Source organism: Thermostichus vulcanus str. 'Rupite', assembly GCF_022848905.1.
Lineage (GTDB): Bacteria > Cyanobacteriota > Cyanobacteriia > Thermostichales > Thermostichaceae > Thermostichus > Thermostichus vulcanus_A.
On sequence record NZ_JAFIRA010000031.1, the window covers coordinates 14,419 to 31,631 of the forward strand.

Sequence of the window (17,213 nt, forward strand, 5' to 3'; positions counted from 1 at the left end):
CAGGCTGAATTTATTCAGCAACAGAAATAGTACATACAATAGTCTGCATGAAACGGGTCACCACCACACTCAAGCTCAAGTTTCTTGACCTCAATGGTGCTCCGCACCGCCCGGAGGGCGATGCGGTCAAAGCAGAGATGTTCGACCAGACGGTTTGTGCGACAACCGAACTGGCAAACGAACTGCTCCGCATCAGTCCGAAGGAACGAAAAGCATTAACAACCGCCAAAGTGGTGACACCACTCAAGTCGGCCCTCTCCAACCAGGTGATTCGTGTCCTGAAGGGGAAAGCCGGCCAGCGGGTCAAACACTTCAAAGTGTTCTGGCCAGAGGTCAACAACCAAAACTGGAAGCTGCACAAAGTAGGTAGCACCTACTCGGTGAGTTTTCCCACGATTCAGGGTGACAAGCGGGTTCCCCTTGAGGTTGGCAGTTCCTACTATGCCGAGCGTCTTGAGCGCATCCTGGCCGAGCAGGATTGTGAACGGGGAACCTTGAAACTCATGAAGCTACGGGGCTGTTGGTACGCGGTTGTATCTATCACTTGGGAAGTTCCCGAAGTGAAGAGTACGGAGCGACTGGGTGTTGACCGGGGGCAGAACCGTTTGGCAGTGGCGGCCACCCGTTGGGGTCGGGCGGTGTTTTTTGGGGGTGGAGAGGTAGCCTATCGTCGTCGTCGTTTCCAGAAGCGTCGTGCCCAGTTGCAACAGGCGGGTAAATACCGAGCACTCAAGCGACTGGAGCGCAAAGAAGCCCGTTGGATGAGGGCGGTCAACCACACCGTTAGCCGTCGCATTGTGCGGTTTGCCAATGCGGTAAATGCAGATGTGTGGATGGAAGACCTCTCAGGTATCCGCCAATCCAGACAGAGCCAGAAGGCGCGTTCGGATGCCGGGAAATCGCGCCATACCTGGTCGTACTACGACCTGGAGTGGAAGGTTGCCTACAAGCTGGAGATGGCAGGTAGAACTCTACACAAGCGCCCTGCTGCCTACACATCCAAAACCGACCACAGGACAGGATTGATCTGCTCCGCAGGGCCGGAGGCCATTGGGAAAAGGAGTGGGCATCTGTTCACTGGGCAGGACGGGTATTGCTGTGATGCCGACTGGAATGCCGCAATGAACCTAGCCCAGTGGGACGGGTTTTCGTGTCCCTTGAGTCTAAAAGAAGCCCTGCCCGTAATAGGTAGGGTCGGCTCAGGGGATGGGGTAGTTGGCAATCCCCTGAACTCCATGAATACCTTGCAGTCTAAGGTTGCAAGGGGCTAGAAGGGAGAATCCCCCGGTTTCTAACCGGGGGAGTGTCAACGAGCGCAAATTGGCCCAAGATGAGCTGGATTACCGTTCCCGCCTGGAGCGGCTGTTGATCGATCTTTCGATGCAGTTTATTAATGCCTCGGAGGCGGCGCTGGACGAGCGTATTCAGCAAGCTCTCCAGGAAGTGGGGCAATTTGTCGGGGTGGATCGGGCCTATTTGTTCACCTACGACTTCGAGCAAGGGATCACCTGCAATACCCACGAGTGGTGCCAGGTGGGGATTGAGCCGCAAATCGAGCACTTACAGGCTGTTCCCCTAGAAGTAGTATCCCAGTTTCTCGACCGTCATCGGCATGGGGAGCCCTATATTCTGCCGGATCTGTTTGCCCTTCCCCCAATGGATCCCTTACGGCAAGTTCTGGAACCGCAAGGGATCCGGTCCCTACTCGCCATTCCCCTTTACTTTGAGCAAACTTGCCTGGGCTTTGTCGGGTTTGATGCTGTGCGCCAACAGCGCCAATGGCAAGCCGGTGATATTACCCTGCTGCAAATTTTGGCGGAGCTTTTTGTCAATGCCCACCTAAAGCAGCGCAATGAAGCCTTTATCCGCGAAGCGCAAGCTCAGCTGCAAGCTTCCACACGGTTGGCCCAGCAAATGGCCGAAGCCGCCGAAGCGGCGAACCGAGCCAAGAGCGAATTTTTGGCCACCATGAGCCACGAGATCCGCACCCCCATGAATGCGGTGATCGGCATGACGGGTCTGCTGCTGGATACAGAGCTGAACGAGCAACAGCGGGACTTCGTGCAAACGATTCGCCACGGCGGTGAGGTACTGCTCAGCCTGATCAACGACATCCTTGATCTGTCCAAAATCGAGTCGGAGCGCCTAGAGCTGGAGGAAAACCCCTTCTCACTGCGGCAACTGGTGGAAGATCTCCTGGATCTGATGGCGATTCAAGCGCGAGACAAAGCCATCGAACTGGCCGCCCTAGTCGATCCCACCCTGCCCGATACCCTGATCGGCGACTCAGCCCGTTTGCGCCAAATCCTGGCCAACCTGCTCAGCAATGCCATTAAGTTCACCCCCGCCGGAGAAGTGGTGCTCACCATCCAGTCCGGCCACTGGGATCCCGAGGCCCATCGGCAAGAGCTGTGTTTCCAGGTGCGAGATACCGGCATTGGCATTCCCCCCGAAAAACTGCATCGGCTCTTCAAGCCCTTCAGCCAGGTGGATGGCTCCATCAGTCGGCAGTTTGGCGGCACAGGACTGGGCTTGGCCATCAGCCAACGGCTCTGTCAGCTCATGGGGGGTGAGATCACGGTCGTCAGTCAACCGGGCGAGGGATCCAGCTTCCGTTTTCGCCTATCCTTTGAGGTGTCCACTACCCCTTTACCCCAACCGCAACTGAACCTGACGGGCAAACAGGTGTTGGTGGTGGATGATAACGCCACCCATCGTCAGATTTTAACCCTCCAGGCGAAAGCCTGGGGCATGGAGGTGGTCGCCTGTGCCTCAGCCGCCGCCGCCCTCACCCTAGAAAACCATCCCTTCGATCTGGCCATCCTCGACTACCACATGCCGGATATGGATGGACTGACTTTGGCTGCTGCCCTGAAAGCGGGGGATCCGCAACTGTCCCTGATTTTGCTTACCTCCCGCGACCAACATTCCCTCACCCAACACCCCGCCATCTCCGCCTGCTTGACCAAGCCGGTGAAAGCCTCGCAATTGCGCAACCTGGTGCAGCAAATCTTGGGCCGTGACCGGGATGGAGAATCCGCCCATGGGCACACCCGCTCCACTGGCTCCAACTGGGATGTGGAAATGGCCCAACACTATCCGCTGCGGATTTTGGTGGCGGAAGACAACCCCATCAACCAAAAAGTAACTCGCCTGACGTTGGAGCGACTGGGTTACCGACCGGACATTGTTGCCAATGGCTTAGAAGCCGTCTAGGCTCTGTACCTGCGCCCCTACGATCTGGTGCTGATGGATATGCAAATGCCGGAGTTGAATGGCATCTCAGCCACCCGCCGGATTCGTGCCGAACTGTCCCCAGAGCGCCAACCCCGTATCGTTGCCCTCACCGCCAATGTGCTAGCAGAAAGCCGCGAAGCCGCAGAAGCTGCCGGGGTGGATGATTACCTGACCAAACCCCTAGAGCGTGCCCCTCTATTGCGCGTTCTCCAGGGATCCGTTCCTCAGCCCTCCTTGTTCAGATCTGGCTCAACAGTCCTATCTACAGTCCCAGCAGAAGATACGCCAGATGCGATTGATGCAGCCACATTCAATGCCCTGAGAGCAGTGATTGGCCCAGAGGATCAAGCGGTTCTCCAGGAGATGATCAGCATCTACTTGCAAGAGGGACAGACCCAGCTGGGATCCCTGCAAAAAGCCCTTAGCGAACGGGATCCGCAAGCCTTGTTCCGATTGACCCACCGCTTCAAAGGCAGCAGCAGTACTTTGGGGGCGAAAGGGCTGAGCCAGCTCTGCCAGGAGATAGAGGCACTGACCCGAACAGAACCGATAGACTGGAATCTCACCCAGTCGTTGCTGAATCAAATACAAGTCGAATATCAGCGCGTTGCCCTCAGCCTTGCTGCCCTTACCGAACCTTATCTCACCCCCCACTCCTCTCCCCATGCCGACGCTTGAACTACCGGAACTCGATTCTTTGCCGGTCGCTGAGGCACCGCAGGGGGATAGCTTCCCTGACTCAGCCGCCGCAACCAGGGATCCCTCAACTCCCTTGCACACGGATTTGGATGGGGATCCTGACCTACCCTCCACCATTGCAGACAAGACGCCCTCTGGCCAATCCCAACCGTTGCTGTTAATCAGCGATGATGACCCCAACCAGCGGTTGTTGATCCGCCATGTCATGGGCAAAGAAGGCTATAGGGTGATCGAAGCCAGCGATGGGGAGAGCTGTCTGGAGGCGTTCGCCACTCATCTGCCGGACATGGTCTTGCTGGATGCGGTGATGCCGCAGTTGGATGGGTTTGAGTGTTGCCGCCGCCTGCATGCCCAAAATCCGGATCTGCCAATTTTGATGGTAACCGCCCTCGATGATGAAGCCTCCGTGGCCAAGGCCTTTGCGGCAGGAGCCACTGACTACATCCCCAAACCCATTTATTGGCCAGTTTTGAAGCGGCGCATTCGTCATCTGCTCGAAGCCAGCCGTGCCCGCCGTCGCCTACAGGAACTGAACCAGGCCCTAGAAGAGAAAGTTAAAGAACGCACCGCCCAGTTGGCCTGCCAGGTGGAGGATCTGCAACACCTGCACCGCCTCAAGGATGACTTTCTGGCGACCGTGTCGCACGAGCTGCGCACCCCCCTGACCAAGGTGGAGCTGGCCCTACAACTTTTGGGTCGCACACCCTTGAACGAGAAACAACAGCAATATCACCGCATCGCCTTAGAGGAATGCCACGCCGAGATCGATCTGATTGACAAATTGCTGGATTTACAACGGCTAGAAAACGAGGAACTGGCGGCTTCCGTCTCAGCCATCGATCTGAACGGTCTTTGGGTGAGCCTACTTGGCCGAGTACAGGAACGGGCACAGGCGCGACACTTAACCCTGCAGATAGCCGAACTACCGCCTGCAGCCGTAATTCATACGCATCGGCAGCACCTCAGCCAAATTTTGCAGGAACTGCTGGAAAATGCCTGCAAGTTTACCCAACCCGGTGGAACCCTTCGCCTCGAGGCCCAACCCATGCCGGGGGGGTTTGAATTCAGGGTGGGAAACACAGCCCAGATTCCCGCTGCCGAGCTGCCCCGTCTGTTTGATCGCTTTTACCGAGTTCCCTCTGCGGATCCCTGGGCGCAACAGGGAAGTGGCCTAGGGTTGGCGTTGGTAAAGCAATGGGTGGAGTATTTGCAGGGGCAGATTCGGGTCACCAGCCAAGCGGGATGGACCTGGTTTATCCTCAGGCTGCCAGACCTAAAGCTACCCAATTCCAACTCCTAACGGGGTTTACACGTTCGAAATCTTGTATCAAACTTGTATCAAGCTCAAGATGATACAATCGGTAAAAGACTTCCACCATGATTTAAGGGTGGATGGTGCAATGCTCACACCATCATGCCGCCAACCTCAAGGAGGCAGAAGCCCAAACCCTAGAACTCCTGGGCTCTTAGGATAGATGGATTGGGGCTCCTCAAGTGAAGGGGATCCCTATTTTTTGCTCTTGCAAAAGCTCCACCCCGACACCCCATCCCATCTGCCAAAACCTAGCTTTTATGGGATCCGACAGTGGATATCCCAATCATGAGGAATGGAGAGCTTTCAAGATCTGGTGAACGGCTGAAATGAGAATCTCCGCTGCCCGATCTACTTCCTGATCTGTTGTGAATTTCCCTAATCCGATTCGCAAAGCTCCTTCGATTACTTCGGGCGATAAGTTCATAGCCGTAAGTACATGAGACGGGGCTTCAACTCCACTGGAACAAGCGGATCCCGTGGAGATGGCTAGCTGATGCCGGACTCTCGCAATCACCGCACTGTTTGGGATCCCTGGGATCGATATATGCAAATTCCCGGCTAGCCGATTGTCCACATCTCCATTGACAACTAAGTTGGGGATCCCTTCTTGGAGTAGAGTTTGCAACCGATCCCGTAAACATGAGATCCGAACTTCATCCTCAGTCATTTCCAAAGAGCGCAAACAACAGGCTTCCCCTAGTCCAACAATTCCTGGAACATTGAGCGTACCAGGACGGATCCCGCGTTGATGTCCACCTCCATACATGAGTGGTTCCAGTCGCTGCCCTTGCTTGATAACCAGCGCCCCCACACCTTTTGGAGCATAGAATTTGTGACCTGAAATGGCAAGAAACGTAATGCCCCATTCCTCAAAGTTAATCGGGATCTTTCCCACAGCCTGCGATCCGTCACAGAGAAAGGGGATCCCATATTGTTGGGCAATTTCACCAACCTGTTGAATAGGATAGATTGTCCCGACTTCATTATTGGCAGCCATGACGGAGAGTAGATCAATACCTTCAGAGCAAATTTTATCGAGATGATCTAAGTCCAGTTGTGCTTGGGAGTCAACCTTTAGAAAGGTGATCTCAGCTAATCCCTTCTTACTTAGTACTGTGCAGGTATCGAGAACAGCTTTGTGTTCTGTGGGAAGAATCGCTACTTTGAAGATCTTACCTGTAAGGACTGAGTTTTGCAGGACGAGATTAATACTTTCGGTTGCTCCAGAAGTGAAGATGACTTCCTTGGGTAAAGATCCTATGAGTTGAGAAACTTGCTTAGTCGCTTGGAAGACAGCATTCTCTGCTTCATCACCAAAAACATGATCAATGCTACTTGGATTCCCAAATTCTTCTGTCATGTGCCGCAGTACTATGCTGGCAACTCGCGGATCTGTAGGCGTAGTCGCGTGATAGTCCAGATAGATAGGCTTGGGGAGGGTACTTGCTCGCTCGTTCATGCCCCAAATTATAGGTTAGGAAGTCCTTGTAGGGTTTGCCATTGCTGTTTAATGATTTCGGCGATTGCAGCCATCTCCTCATCCGATAGGAATGGCACCTGAGCGTAAATGAGATCAGATTGGTTAGTTAGGCGGGCAGCTAGATGTCCTTTACCTAAAAGGTCTTCTGCTCCTTTTTGACCCAGTGAAATTTCCGAAGTGCCCACGCTCTCGACTCTCAGGATTAAACGATTTCCTAAGTTGTCTCGAAGCTGTACCGGAAGGACATTCGCATCAGGACGCTGGGCAGCAAAGATAAGATAAATCCCTGCGGCTCTTGCCTTTACCCCCAAACGTTGTACTGCCGCCGATACAGCCGCTTTATATTCATCGACCAGCATCCATTCAGCAAATTCATCGTGAACCAGCCATAGCACCGGAAGCCTATCCTGCTCAGGCACTTTACTATTGTAGTCTTGCAACGATTTCGCTTTCTGAGGAAGAAACTTGCGGTATCGGTTGTCCATTTCCTCGACCAAAAGCTCTAAAACCTCGATTGCACGGTCTTGGTCAATAATGATTCCTTCTTTGAGATGATGTAGGTCGCTGATGTTGGCATAATCAACGCCCATTTTGGGATCGATTAGATAAATGCTTGCCAGTTTGGGAGAGTTCGTTGCACAAATATCAAGAAGGAGATTTTGCAACAGAACCGATTTACCGCTGCCTGTGGCTCCAGCAATCAGCGTATGTGGAGCGTGTTGTTCTAAATTCTCGAAACTACTGCCTAGATTAAGGTAAAGCAATTCACCATCCAGTTCTTTAACCCCAATGACAAAGCTAAGGTTCACACCCGAAGGCGATCGATTGATTTTTCGTTTTGCCCACACTTCCCGTAAAGAAATCGTTTGACGCTGGGGGCGGGCAACGGTGACCACAATTTCACCAGGCTGACCATAAACGCTAATAATATTCAGGGCGTGAGTGGTCAGGAGTTGCGATCGCTTCTTCTCGATGTCATCCAACTTTAAATTGTCCGAGCCTTTGAAGCGGACGATCGCTGCATTTGGAGTCAGGCGTTTACCTTCAATTTTGGCTTGCAGGTTATATCCCAATAGAGCCGTCCGCAGTTTTCCAGCCACTTCCTCCAGCCATTTTTCTGCCGCTGCGTCGCCTTGGCGGGTTTGTGCTTGTCCCTGCTGCCACCAAGAAACCAACGCTGGACTCGCCCAACTATCTACGCTTTCAATAGGTGAGTCACCCGGAGAGACAGTCGTTTCAGGTTCAACTGGCTGGTCAGATAGGGGCTGAAGTGGACTGTCATGATTCTCAGACGGATTAATTTTTGCAGGTTTTGTTAGAGGAGACGCTGCTATGTCTACTTTCCCAATTTCTAAAACCCATGTGACTCGATCCGCAGGTTGTAATGCTTTTGCGACTGTCCAGGGCTTGTCGTCGCCAATCTGTTCACGTATTGGGAAGAGTGGTTGTCCTGCTTCGTAAGCCAGAACCAGTTTGCGGACAGATTCTCGATTGAACACTTCTTGGAAGCAGCGTTCCACCTTAGGAATCGGCAATCGCTCCCCTTCCACATTGCTCTCATTCGTCCCCGACACAAAAACTTGGGAGTAACCAGATAGGTCAATCCGGAGTGTCCCTGAACGGATTTGTTCGCGCCATTGCTCAATGTTCAGTTTGTTATCGGAACTAAATTCGATGCCGTCGAGTAGAAGATCGCTGAGGCGAGATAGCCAGAGGTCCCGATCAAGACGACCTGGACTGATAAAGAGGGCATTGGCAATGCGATCGACTGTTTGCCGGAGTTGGTTCTGTGAAGTCTTGCGAGCATCAGCCAAGCCCGCTACATCAACGTATTTTGCTTCAGAAATAATGACTTTCAGAACAGGCTCACCGTCCACATGCTGCGGTGAAATAGCCATGATGTCAGCAATTTGACCTTCTTTTTGTCCTAACCAGGAGGCGTAGTCATCTAGGAAGTACCAGCCAATTGGGTTTTGCGCTCCTATCTCTGCTGTGATTAAGGCTTTACTGAGAACAACGCCCATTAGCTCGCTGGCAAATCTGCCACATTTTGCGGCTCGTAACACGATGTCACCAGAAACGGCGTTGGCTTCGTTAATTAGGCGTTCTACCAGTTTGTCTATCCGGTTACTTTCTAAACCTAAATTCAAGGCTTCCAAGCGTTTTCTAACCAGCACCTTGAGTACATTCAGAGATGCGTCCGAGGAGACGAGGAAGTTCCGTTCATCAGTACGGTTCTGTTGATAGCGAATGACCTTGACGCCCTGGTTAACAAGTTGTCGTCGTTCCAGCAAATCATCGTAATTGACTACCCACTCTCCTAAACGGTGGCTTTCGTCAAAAGCTGTCTTTGTCGTTTCTTCCTGAAAGGAGATTTGACGAGCAGGTAAAAAGTGCTGGTCAGGAGAGCAATCTTCACCCTGAATCAGGCTATGTACCATATCGAGGTAGGCTTGACCCACTGCCGTCTGCTTGGGACAGGTCAGATAAACAGTGGATTTAAGCTCGCCTTTATCAGATGGGCGTTTCCGTGCCCAACGAGCAGGAGAATGGATTAAGATTTCAGCGGTGTTGCTGTCAAACGGTGAACGCTGCCAAACCACTTTTGCCTGCCGGGAGATTGCATCTTGCAGAAACACAATGTCGGCAAATTTGCCTTCTCTGGGGGTTGTGGAAGGAACATCGCTGGACATGACTGAGATTCGCAGTCTTGCCATAAAGTCTTGAGAAACCTCACTGGCAAGGAACGCATTGGGATCAGCGTCCGAGCTTTCCAACATCTGCTCATAGAGTTGAGCGAGTTTTTGCCTATTCCGATGGCGCAGAACAACCTGACAACGAACTTCTTCCCGATCGTCTTGCAGTTCTTCACTCAGCTTGTTAACGATCGCCTGAGGTAGCTTGATCGAGTCAGTTTGGTATAGAACAACGCTCAGATTCGTTTTCTCATGGGGCAGCAGTTCCACGTAGCGGCGGATGATCCCTAATAAGCGATCGGCTGCTTCAGCCGGATTTTCGTTGGTCGTGAGATCGCTCTCGTCTCGTGTGGGGCGCTCCATCAGGCTGTAATCGTTGACCATATCAGACACAGAGAGCAATTCGGGCTGCTGACCCTGGTAGCCAACACAGACCTCGGGATAGTAAGGGTGGTCGAGTTCGTTCCGTAAATCAGCAAAGAATAGGCGAGAATCGCCAAATTTGACCTCTGGCGTAGAAATAATGTACCGAAGGAGTCCTGCTAATTGACGGGCTTTGACAGCTAGGGAGGCTAATCGTAGTGGATGCCAGGGGGCGATGATGGCGGCAGGCTTACCACGCTCCACTCGAATGCAGCCCAAGCGCAAGATGGGTTGATAGAAGTCAATGCGATTGAGATCGCCTTTGACGTGTTCTAAAACAGTCTTGAGTAGGTTGCCATAGGCTCTATACTGGTGCAACAGATCCGGACTAGCAATCCCTTGCCCTTCATCTGTGAAGCTGGCGATCGCTGCCCTGTATCGTTCTGCAAAAGTTTTCCAGGCGGCGGTGATTGCTTCACCCGCATTCTGCGAGAGACGACCATCCGCGACAGCTTGTTCAATTTTGGTGGGAAGGGTTTTGTCCAGGTCGCTCTTGCAATCGTACTTACTGACCAAGGAACCCCGGTCTTGACGATAGGCTGCCATCAGAGTGCCAACGTCTGACAGAGCAATCCCCTGCAACCGCCCCTTTTTACTGACTAGCTCTCTTGATACCTGAGAGAGTTGGAAAGGGGAGTCTTTAAGTAGCCGTTCTAGATCATTGCCCAACTCCATTCCAATTGCATTTGGATTACACCGCCAGACCAGTTGCGTCTTAGCAATTAGAGCCTGGGTGCTATCCCGCATTTCGACGTAGAATTTGATTTCTGTCGCAGCTCTTGCTATAGAAGTGTTCTCGCGGTACTTTGCCTTCTTCTGGGATTCTTTTAGCAGGGCATCGTACTTAAACAGCCAGTGAGTTTCCCATTCAATGTGAGGGGCAGTCAGTTGTTCAATGCCTCGGTAGCGAGTACAAAAATACCGACCCACGTCAGCATTGAGCTCCAACCATTTGCTTTTGGAAGCTTTTTTCTGGGTTTCAATTTTGAGGGATTTGACGCTAGCAACCGTCTCCGCCTGGTCAAAAAGTCGCTCAAAGGCTTGTAGTAAACCAATTAAAAAATCTTTACACTCGATCGGCTGTCCGTAGACAAATTTATCCCACTTTGCTTTGAGTTTGCGATCGCCCTCAAGTTCTTGACGGTGCGCGTCATAAAACTCCCGATCCTCGTCTAGCGCCTCACGTTTATTGCGCTTTTTCAGAGCATTAAGGTACTGGGTTTCTGACTCCGTTAGAGTATTGGGATATTCATCATTAAAGAAATCCAGGGTAAGAGAAGCAATGTCTGTCTTTTGAGCTTGTAACCCAGAAAACAGCGTGTTGATATTATCCGATTCCCACTCAAACTTAGAAAGGGCTTCAGCTTCAGAAGTCCAGCCAGCAGAACTGCCAATAAAGGAATGAATAGTAGGATGGGCGATCGCAGGAATGTCATCCTTTACCTTGTCAAAGGCGGTTTGAAGGTCCTGCTCATCGATGGGTTTACGGCTAGGAGTTTGCTTTAGTAGTAAACACGCACGTTTTGCAAAAGCTTGCTGAAATAGCTTCTCCCAGCGCTGGGTTTGTCCTAATTGAGTTTCAGGGATGGCACGAAAGTAGCCAGAATCACGGGGAAGCCGCAGGGCAGGCAGTGCCCATCCAAGTGCGTCTATGACTGGAAGGCTTTCTTCAAGGATGCGCGATCGCGTTTGAACAATGTATTCCGCAAAATTTTCCAGACTAGGTGTACTAACTTTCTGGAGTCCATTTAAGGCTTTACGCCAGTGTTCAATCTGCTCAGCAGGAATCGCTAGGTCTTTTGCAGCCAGATTAATCCAGCACTCAATCTGTCCCTTCAGTTCTTGAGCGCCAATAGAGGTGATGTCATTCAGAGATTGGGCTTGGTCGTCGCTGATGTTAGCAAGTAGTAGCGCAGGGCGATCGCAGTCTGAATGGCGCAGGTGAACGGTGCGTTCATCAGTCAAAATTTCGTCAGGTAAGCCGAAGCCTGCCACGAGATCTCGTGGAACTTGAATCTTGATGAGCGGGGCAAGTTCCGAATCCTGGAGAATGGCTTGACAGATAGCGGCAACCTGATGAGCAGTGAGCCGATTTAGCAGAAACCGTGCAATTCCCTCGTTGGTTTCGTCGGTTTGAATTGAGCGTTTCAGGAAGTCAGCCGCAACTTGACCAATCAGTTCAATGGTCTGCATTATCTCACCTCCGAGGCAAATGGATTTTGAACGTAGGCACAAGCATCGGAAAGGCGTTTGAGTAGCCCAATGCTGGCAAGGCGACGTTCAAGCCGTTCGGCATTGGCTACAAAATCTTCGCGATCCGCATCACCGGAGTTGATTAAATCTGTAGCTTGGCGATCGCCAATAATAAACCCATATTTCTGGTGCAGTTTCGCCAAAAACTCCTGAAACTCCATACGAGTTGGTACAGAAGCGAGTACCAACGTCCTCAGTAAGGAATCAGTCGGGGCATAACGAGTCCGACGGCTGCCCCGACTGGACGACAATCCGATTTCGCGTGACCAAGTTCCATGAAACTTGCCGAGGTGTTGCTGATGCCGTTTGACTGCCCTCTCTCGTAGCGAACTTAAAAGATCTGCTGGTGAACCTGAACCATCTGAATCCTCGTCTTTTGCAGGCCAGGCAAAACGCTCTTGTAGCAAATCGATCGCATCTTCAATAGGGGTGTCGGAGTTGAGGCAAGCCTGCCACTCTGGTGAATCAGCGATGCTACAAATGGTATATTCTACTGCTCGTTCAGGCAGATCATTGTTCTTCTGAAATTCGTCAGAAGCCAACTCACGCACTGTTGTTTTCTTAGGTGCGACAATCTCTAGCACAAACTGTGGTGGGGTAGACTCACCCAATGTCGCCTTGGCGCGGCTTAACAGATAGATAATCAGGTGTAACCCAGTAATGGTGACGATATGAGGCAGGGAGTCGTAGTCGGGTAGGTCACACTGTAAAACATTGAGCCAGTCGTCAGCTAGTTGTTCATATTCGGGCAGCTTCTCATAGGGAAGATAGGGTGGGCTGCCACTAGTTCTGGGTGCGCTCCGATCCGCAGGAGATTGAAGAGCAAGGACTAGCTGATTCCACTTGGAACCTCGATACTCACTGGAGTAGTTGCGGGAAATTATTCCGGTACTTTCCAGACGGGAAAGAATTTCCTCGCCCCGACTGCTCCGGCACAGCATCAGATATAAAAGTTCGCCCGTTCTCCCAAAGAAGCGACGATCGTTGCTTACTTTGTCGTCCGTTACTCGTAAGTCTTCATATAGGCAGTCAGGACCGTATGGAAAAACGAATTTAGAACTCCATCGTTTGTTACTATCGCCCTCAATGGCACTTGATTGAAGAAACTTGACGATTTCTGCAAAGTCCTTGAAGGATTCAAAGCGGGATTTCAGGTAGCTAAAGTCAGGTGAAGCTAGCCCACCCACGTTACTAGCAATCGCATCCATCCACATCTGCCATCGCTTATTGTCATCTAACCCTTCTGTGGCGATCGCCTCAATGTGAGGGTTGTTGAATAAGATATTACGGAGATAGAGGCGCGGATAGATTTCGTATCTAAGGTCGTTCAGCTTGCTCTCCACAAAAGCCCGTCCGTTGCTTGCTTCTGATTGCGTAATGCAGAGCATTTCCAGAATGCAAAGCCAGGGGGTTTGCTCATCGTACAGCCGATGACCCCAGATGGACTCGTCAACCCACATATTGAGTTGAGACTGCTCGATCTGTTGAGGGCGTGGGAGAATTTTAAGCATTAGAAGTAAACCTCAAGCGTTCGTTCACTTGCGATACCAGCACTATTCATTTCTAGCAGCCGAATATTGATCGCCTCTTCCCCATCCTCATCCTCGTTATCTAAAGACCGTCGGACTGCAAGCTGCTTAAATACTTGGGTTTTGAAGGCGAGGACATCTTCGTAGCACTCCTGTGAAAAGCTACTTGGAAGAGCACCTTCAGCAACTCTGCTCAGATATTCGTATCGAGTTAGGGTTAGGTTGAAACGAATTGGCTCAACGTTTGAAGCGAGATTAACAACTAAACTTGGCTTCTTTCGGCTTTGATCTAACTCCACTGACACACTTTCACCCCGTTTCCGAGAAACGGAGACGGATTCTTCGTATACTTTGCTAATTCGGGCTTGGGAGTAGCTCCCAGAAGTTGCTAGAAGGAGTTCGTCTTGATTATTGACCAGCAACCCTGTAAAGATACGATTAAGTCCCCTGATCAGACGTGAAGTAATGGGCTTAGGAACCTTCTTATCTTCTTGTAAAGCCCTGTAAAGGTCGTTCAAATACTCTCCGGCATACTGAAAGATCGTGAGATCCCAGAGCTTCATATCTGTTGTGCGATCGCCAGGAATAGTAAAAAACAACCGCTGCCGTTGGGCTTGAAGAACGCCAAGAAACTCTTCTCGTCCCTTAGCAGCATCCCCTTCCAAATAAGAACGCTGTTGAGCCTGGTATTTTAAGTCGGCTCCGTAGAATGAATCAGATAACACTAAGTCAGCGTACAGTGGCTGTAGTTCTGGATCGTCTGCTCCAAAGATCAGAATATTGTCAATCTGGTTACTGGTTTCAGCGCCAATACCAAAGCCACGTAGGACTTTGAAAACCTCGGTTGATTCACGCCGCCGCTCCGGTAGGTTCTCGCCGAAGATATTGCGGTAGAGGCTGGCACGCGATGTTGTATCAGCCGCAATCACATCAGGAACTTGCCGACAATTGAGTAACCGATCTTTTGCGTCTGGATGACCTAATAGTGCGTTGGCAACCAGTAGAAGCAACTGGCGAACTGGAAGATGCATCTGGTTTAGTTCGCACAGTTCGAGCAGATCGGTCAACCGTTCTTGTGTGGTTCGATCCGCATCAGTTCCCTCTAGACGCTGTTTGTTTTGCCAAATCGGGCATCCTTGGCTCTGATAAGCACACTGATTGCAGTCGCCCCAACCCGGATGCTCCAGAACCGCTTTCAGAATCCGGGGAAACAAGACGGCAGCACTTTGGCGACTCAGGTTGTAGAGTTTGACTTGGAAGCCATCTAACTCACGTAAGTCGCCTACTAAAAGATCCTCGATCGCCTTTCGTACTGGCTTCATTTCTTCAATTTGTGCTGCTTCTGTCCATGCTTCCACTAGCTGTCCGTCGTTCGCTGCAATCAGATAGACCTTGGAAGTGTCCTTACCCAAGATGGCAGTTGCAATTTGTGGCAGGAGTGACTGCTTCTCTTTTAGAGTGAGTTCACTCAAATCCTTAATGACGATTAGCTGGCGTACCGAAGGGCTGCTTGCAGCATCGCCCAATGCCAAGCGTTGAATCTTGCTATCCTTTTGCCAATCATCAACAGACCCACCAAACTCTTCCCAAATCTGCCGACAATAGTAGGTTTTTCCATCCCCAGCCGTACCCGTCAAAATAACCGTCTTGGGCGAAGCTGAACGGAAGTTATCAAGCAATTCACCTAGATACTCAGTTTCAAAAGTAATCGGTTGAAGTTTTTTCCGTCGTAAAGTTCGTTGAATCACCTCATCATACATATTGTCATTACGGGGAATGGGTCCGTATTGCCGAAGGAAATCGATCCACGTCGAAGTTCTACAGGTCAAAGAATCCATGAATCAAGATCTTTACTTTAATCTTTCATAGGTGACAAGCAAAACAAGGTACATTCTCATCTTGACTATCTAGAACAGTGTCTAATGCCTGTGCAAGAAATTTTAAGTCTGCTCTCTTCTGTTCTATAGTAAGCATCCTCTTATGATCGGTAATAATCTCATCTTTTCGTTCTAGCAACTCAAGAAGAGTTTCCCCTTGAGTCCAGGTGTAGGTCCTGCCATCGCTGTGTTCCTGTTCATACCTGACTGCTTCTGCAAACAGATCAGGATGCTCCTCAGCCAACATCACCCATTCATACTTGCGCTGAAAGAAACAGAAAAAGCACCCAGATCGGGATCGCCAACGGTAATAATCCGGCAACCCGATTCCACTTTCATCCAAGAGCCGCAAAATATCCTCTTTCACTAATCCCCGCTCTTTGAATGGGAAAACAGGTTTGATATTAGGCTTAGTGGAGATATACCCATCCCGATTCTCATCAGCACGGATCCCGACATAGCTGATCGCCTCATCATCCCCGACCCATTTCTCCAGAGGCTTGATCTTCATCTGTACCGTACACCAGCGCATCTTGGGTGAAGGCAAAACCCCACCATAGACATCCAGCCAGTGATCAAACCCCCGCTCAGACTCTAGGTAGGTGATTTTGATCCCCAACCGCGCCTTGAGCCGATCCAGGTAGTCGTAAGTCTCCTGTAGCTCCTTACCCGTGTCACAGAAGAAATACTCCATCTCAGGGATCTCCTTGTGCAGCAGGATCGCCAAGGCAGTGCTGTCCTTGCCACCCGATAGTCCTAAGATGTGCCTGACCTGTCCCATCAAGTGCAACCTCGCAACCCAGGGAGCCCCTCCCTGAACAGTTTAGAGGCTCATTTGAAAACTGTCATGCGGCAGCTACCGGCAGCTACACCCAAGTTTACTGGGGAAGCACTGACCCGCTGCGCTACGCGCCGCTGACGCGAACAGGGATCCCGAACAGCAAAATGCTCCTTGGCTGCCCTGTCTTCCCTGTGTCTTGGAGTAGGATGCACAACTATACATTGAATCTATACATTGAATAGAATCTATACATTGAATAAAGACTCAGCTTTAAGCTCTTGTCCCGAAAAGTATGAAGACTGGATTCTCTCTATGCCTTTGAACTGAGAAGCCTGATAATCACGTCCATTCTGTAAAGTAAAAACAGTAACCTTCCCTTCCTCAGGATCTACAACCCAATATTCAGGGATCCCTAATTCTTGATATTCCTTGGTCTTGATCTCATAATCACGTTCTCGATTCTCCTCACCGGGGCTGACGACTTCTACCACCAAGAGTGGAGGACGTTCCACGATGGCTGATTTGGGGTTTTGCTTGCGAAGTGCTTCCCAGTCCTCAGCGTGAATGATACAAAGATCTGGCTCCCGTGAGGTTCGGATCCCCGTTCGGATCCCGATGCCCGTGGCAAAGACCTTATCCTTGCGACCCAAGCGCCCTATTTCTTGGTTCATCCATAAGAAAAGCAAGCGGATGATCTCTGCATGCAGAGGGCTGGCTGTCGGTATAATGATGATATTCCCATCTTCTAATTCGTGGCGAAAATCAGTGCCATCGTTGTAGTCAAGATACTCAGCAAAGGTAACTTTTTGGTTTGTGCCTGCGTGCCCCTGACGAATGGGTGTGCGAGTCATCTTAGTACCCCTGTTTTTTACTATCCGTTCCGTTAGCACAGCCTGCCGTAGGTAATGAACTCTATCACCATA

Annotated in this window: 10 protein-coding genes; 4 read left to right on the plus strand and 6 right to left on the minus strand. The window is 50.9% G+C overall.

The window, feature by feature from the left end:
* Positions 1 to 47: 47 nt before the first annotated feature.
* From JX360_RS11680 to JX360_RS11695, 4 genes are read left to right on the plus strand one after another with little or no spacing between them, the layout of a single operon-like run.
* Positions 48 to 1,271, plus strand: a complete 1,224-nt coding sequence (locus JX360_RS11680) for an RNA-guided endonuclease TnpB family protein (protein ID WP_244351055.1) — start codon at positions 48 to 50, stop codon at positions 1,269 to 1,271.
* Entirely contained in the window at positions 1,258 to 3,216 is a 1,959-nt protein-coding gene (locus JX360_RS11685) for an ATP-binding protein (RefSeq protein WP_244351057.1), read from the plus strand. The genes JX360_RS11680 and JX360_RS11685 overlap by 14 nt, the downstream gene beginning before the upstream one ends.
* 27 nt (positions 3,217 to 3,243) lie before the next feature.
* Positions 3,244 to 3,915 (plus strand): Hpt domain-containing protein, encoded by a 672-nt coding sequence (locus JX360_RS11690; RefSeq protein ID WP_341830549.1) that lies wholly within the window; start codon positions 3,244 to 3,246, stop codon positions 3,913 to 3,915.
* Positions 3,902 to 5,236 (plus strand): ATP-binding response regulator, encoded by a 1,335-nt coding sequence (locus JX360_RS11695; protein ID WP_244351073.1) that lies wholly within the window; start codon positions 3,902 to 3,904, stop codon positions 5,234 to 5,236. Before JX360_RS11690 ends, JX360_RS11695 begins: the two co-directional genes overlap by 14 nt.
* Positions 5,237 to 5,534: 298 nt before the next feature.
* Here JX360_RS11695 and JX360_RS11700 read toward each other — a convergent pair whose 3' ends face one another.
* From JX360_RS11700 to JX360_RS11725, 6 genes are all read right to left on the minus strand, one after another.
* Positions 5,535 to 6,710, minus strand: coding sequence for a cysteine desulfurase family protein (locus tag JX360_RS11700; protein WP_244351075.1), 1,176 nt, complete (start codon positions 6,708 to 6,710; stop codon positions 5,535 to 5,537).
* An 8-nt stretch (positions 6,711 to 6,718) separates the two neighbouring features.
* Positions 6,719 to 12,043 carry an FtsK/SpoIIIE domain-containing protein gene (locus JX360_RS11705; protein ID WP_244351077.1) on the minus strand — a complete coding sequence of 1,775 codons (5,325 nt, stop codon included), beginning with the start codon at positions 12,041 to 12,043 and terminating at the stop codon, positions 6,719 to 6,721.
* Positions 12,043 to 13,563, minus strand: coding sequence for a hypothetical protein (locus tag JX360_RS11710; protein WP_244351079.1), 1,521 nt, complete (start codon positions 13,561 to 13,563; stop codon positions 12,043 to 12,045). The genes JX360_RS11705 and JX360_RS11710 overlap by 1 nt, the downstream gene beginning before the upstream one ends.
* A gap of 50 nt (positions 13,564 to 13,613) precedes the next feature.
* A complete protein-coding gene (locus JX360_RS11715; protein ID WP_244351081.1) occupies positions 13,614 to 15,470 on the minus strand; it encodes a hypothetical protein in 1,857 nt (618 codons plus the stop codon).
* 25 nt (positions 15,471 to 15,495) lie between these two features.
* Positions 15,496 to 16,290 carry a phosphoadenosine phosphosulfate reductase family protein gene (locus JX360_RS11720; protein WP_244351083.1) on the minus strand — a complete coding sequence of 265 codons (795 nt, stop codon included), beginning with the start codon at positions 16,288 to 16,290 and terminating at the stop codon, positions 15,496 to 15,498.
* 245 nt (positions 16,291 to 16,535) lie between these two features.
* Entirely contained in the window at positions 16,536 to 17,141 is a 606-nt protein-coding gene (locus JX360_RS11725; protein ID WP_244351085.1) for a Uma2 family endonuclease, read from the minus strand.
* Positions 17,142 to 17,213 lie beyond the last annotated feature (72 nt).

Excerpts from the sequence above, each read along its gene's own strand:
- JX360_RS11680 (WP_244351055.1), top strand. The coding sequence starts at position 48 with ATGAAACGGGTCACCACCACACTCAAGCTCAAGTTTCTTGACCTCAAT.
- JX360_RS11695 (WP_244351073.1), top strand. The coding sequence starts at position 3,902 with ATGCCGACGCTTGAACTACCGGAACTCGATTCTTTGCCGGTCGCTGAG.
- JX360_RS11700 (WP_244351075.1), bottom strand. The coding sequence starts at position 6,710 with ATGAACGAGCGAGCAAGTACCCTCCCCAAGCCTATCTATCTGGACTAT.
- JX360_RS11705 (WP_244351077.1), bottom strand. The coding sequence starts at position 12,043 with ATGCAGACCATTGAACTGATTGGTCAAGTTGCGGCTGACTTCCTGAAA.
- JX360_RS11710 (WP_244351079.1), bottom strand. The coding sequence starts at position 13,563 with ATGTGGGTTGACGAGTCCATCTGGGGTCATCGGCTGTACGATGAGCAA.
- JX360_RS11715 (WP_244351081.1), bottom strand. The coding sequence starts at position 15,470 with ATGGATTCTTTGACCTGTAGAACTTCGACGTGGATCGATTTCCTTCGG.
- JX360_RS11720 (WP_244351083.1), bottom strand. The coding sequence starts at position 16,290 with ATGGGACAGGTCAGGCACATCTTAGGACTATCGGGTGGCAAGGACAGC.
- JX360_RS11725 (WP_244351085.1), bottom strand. The coding sequence starts at position 17,141 with ATGACTCGCACACCCATTCGTCAGGGGCACGCAGGCACAAACCAAAAA.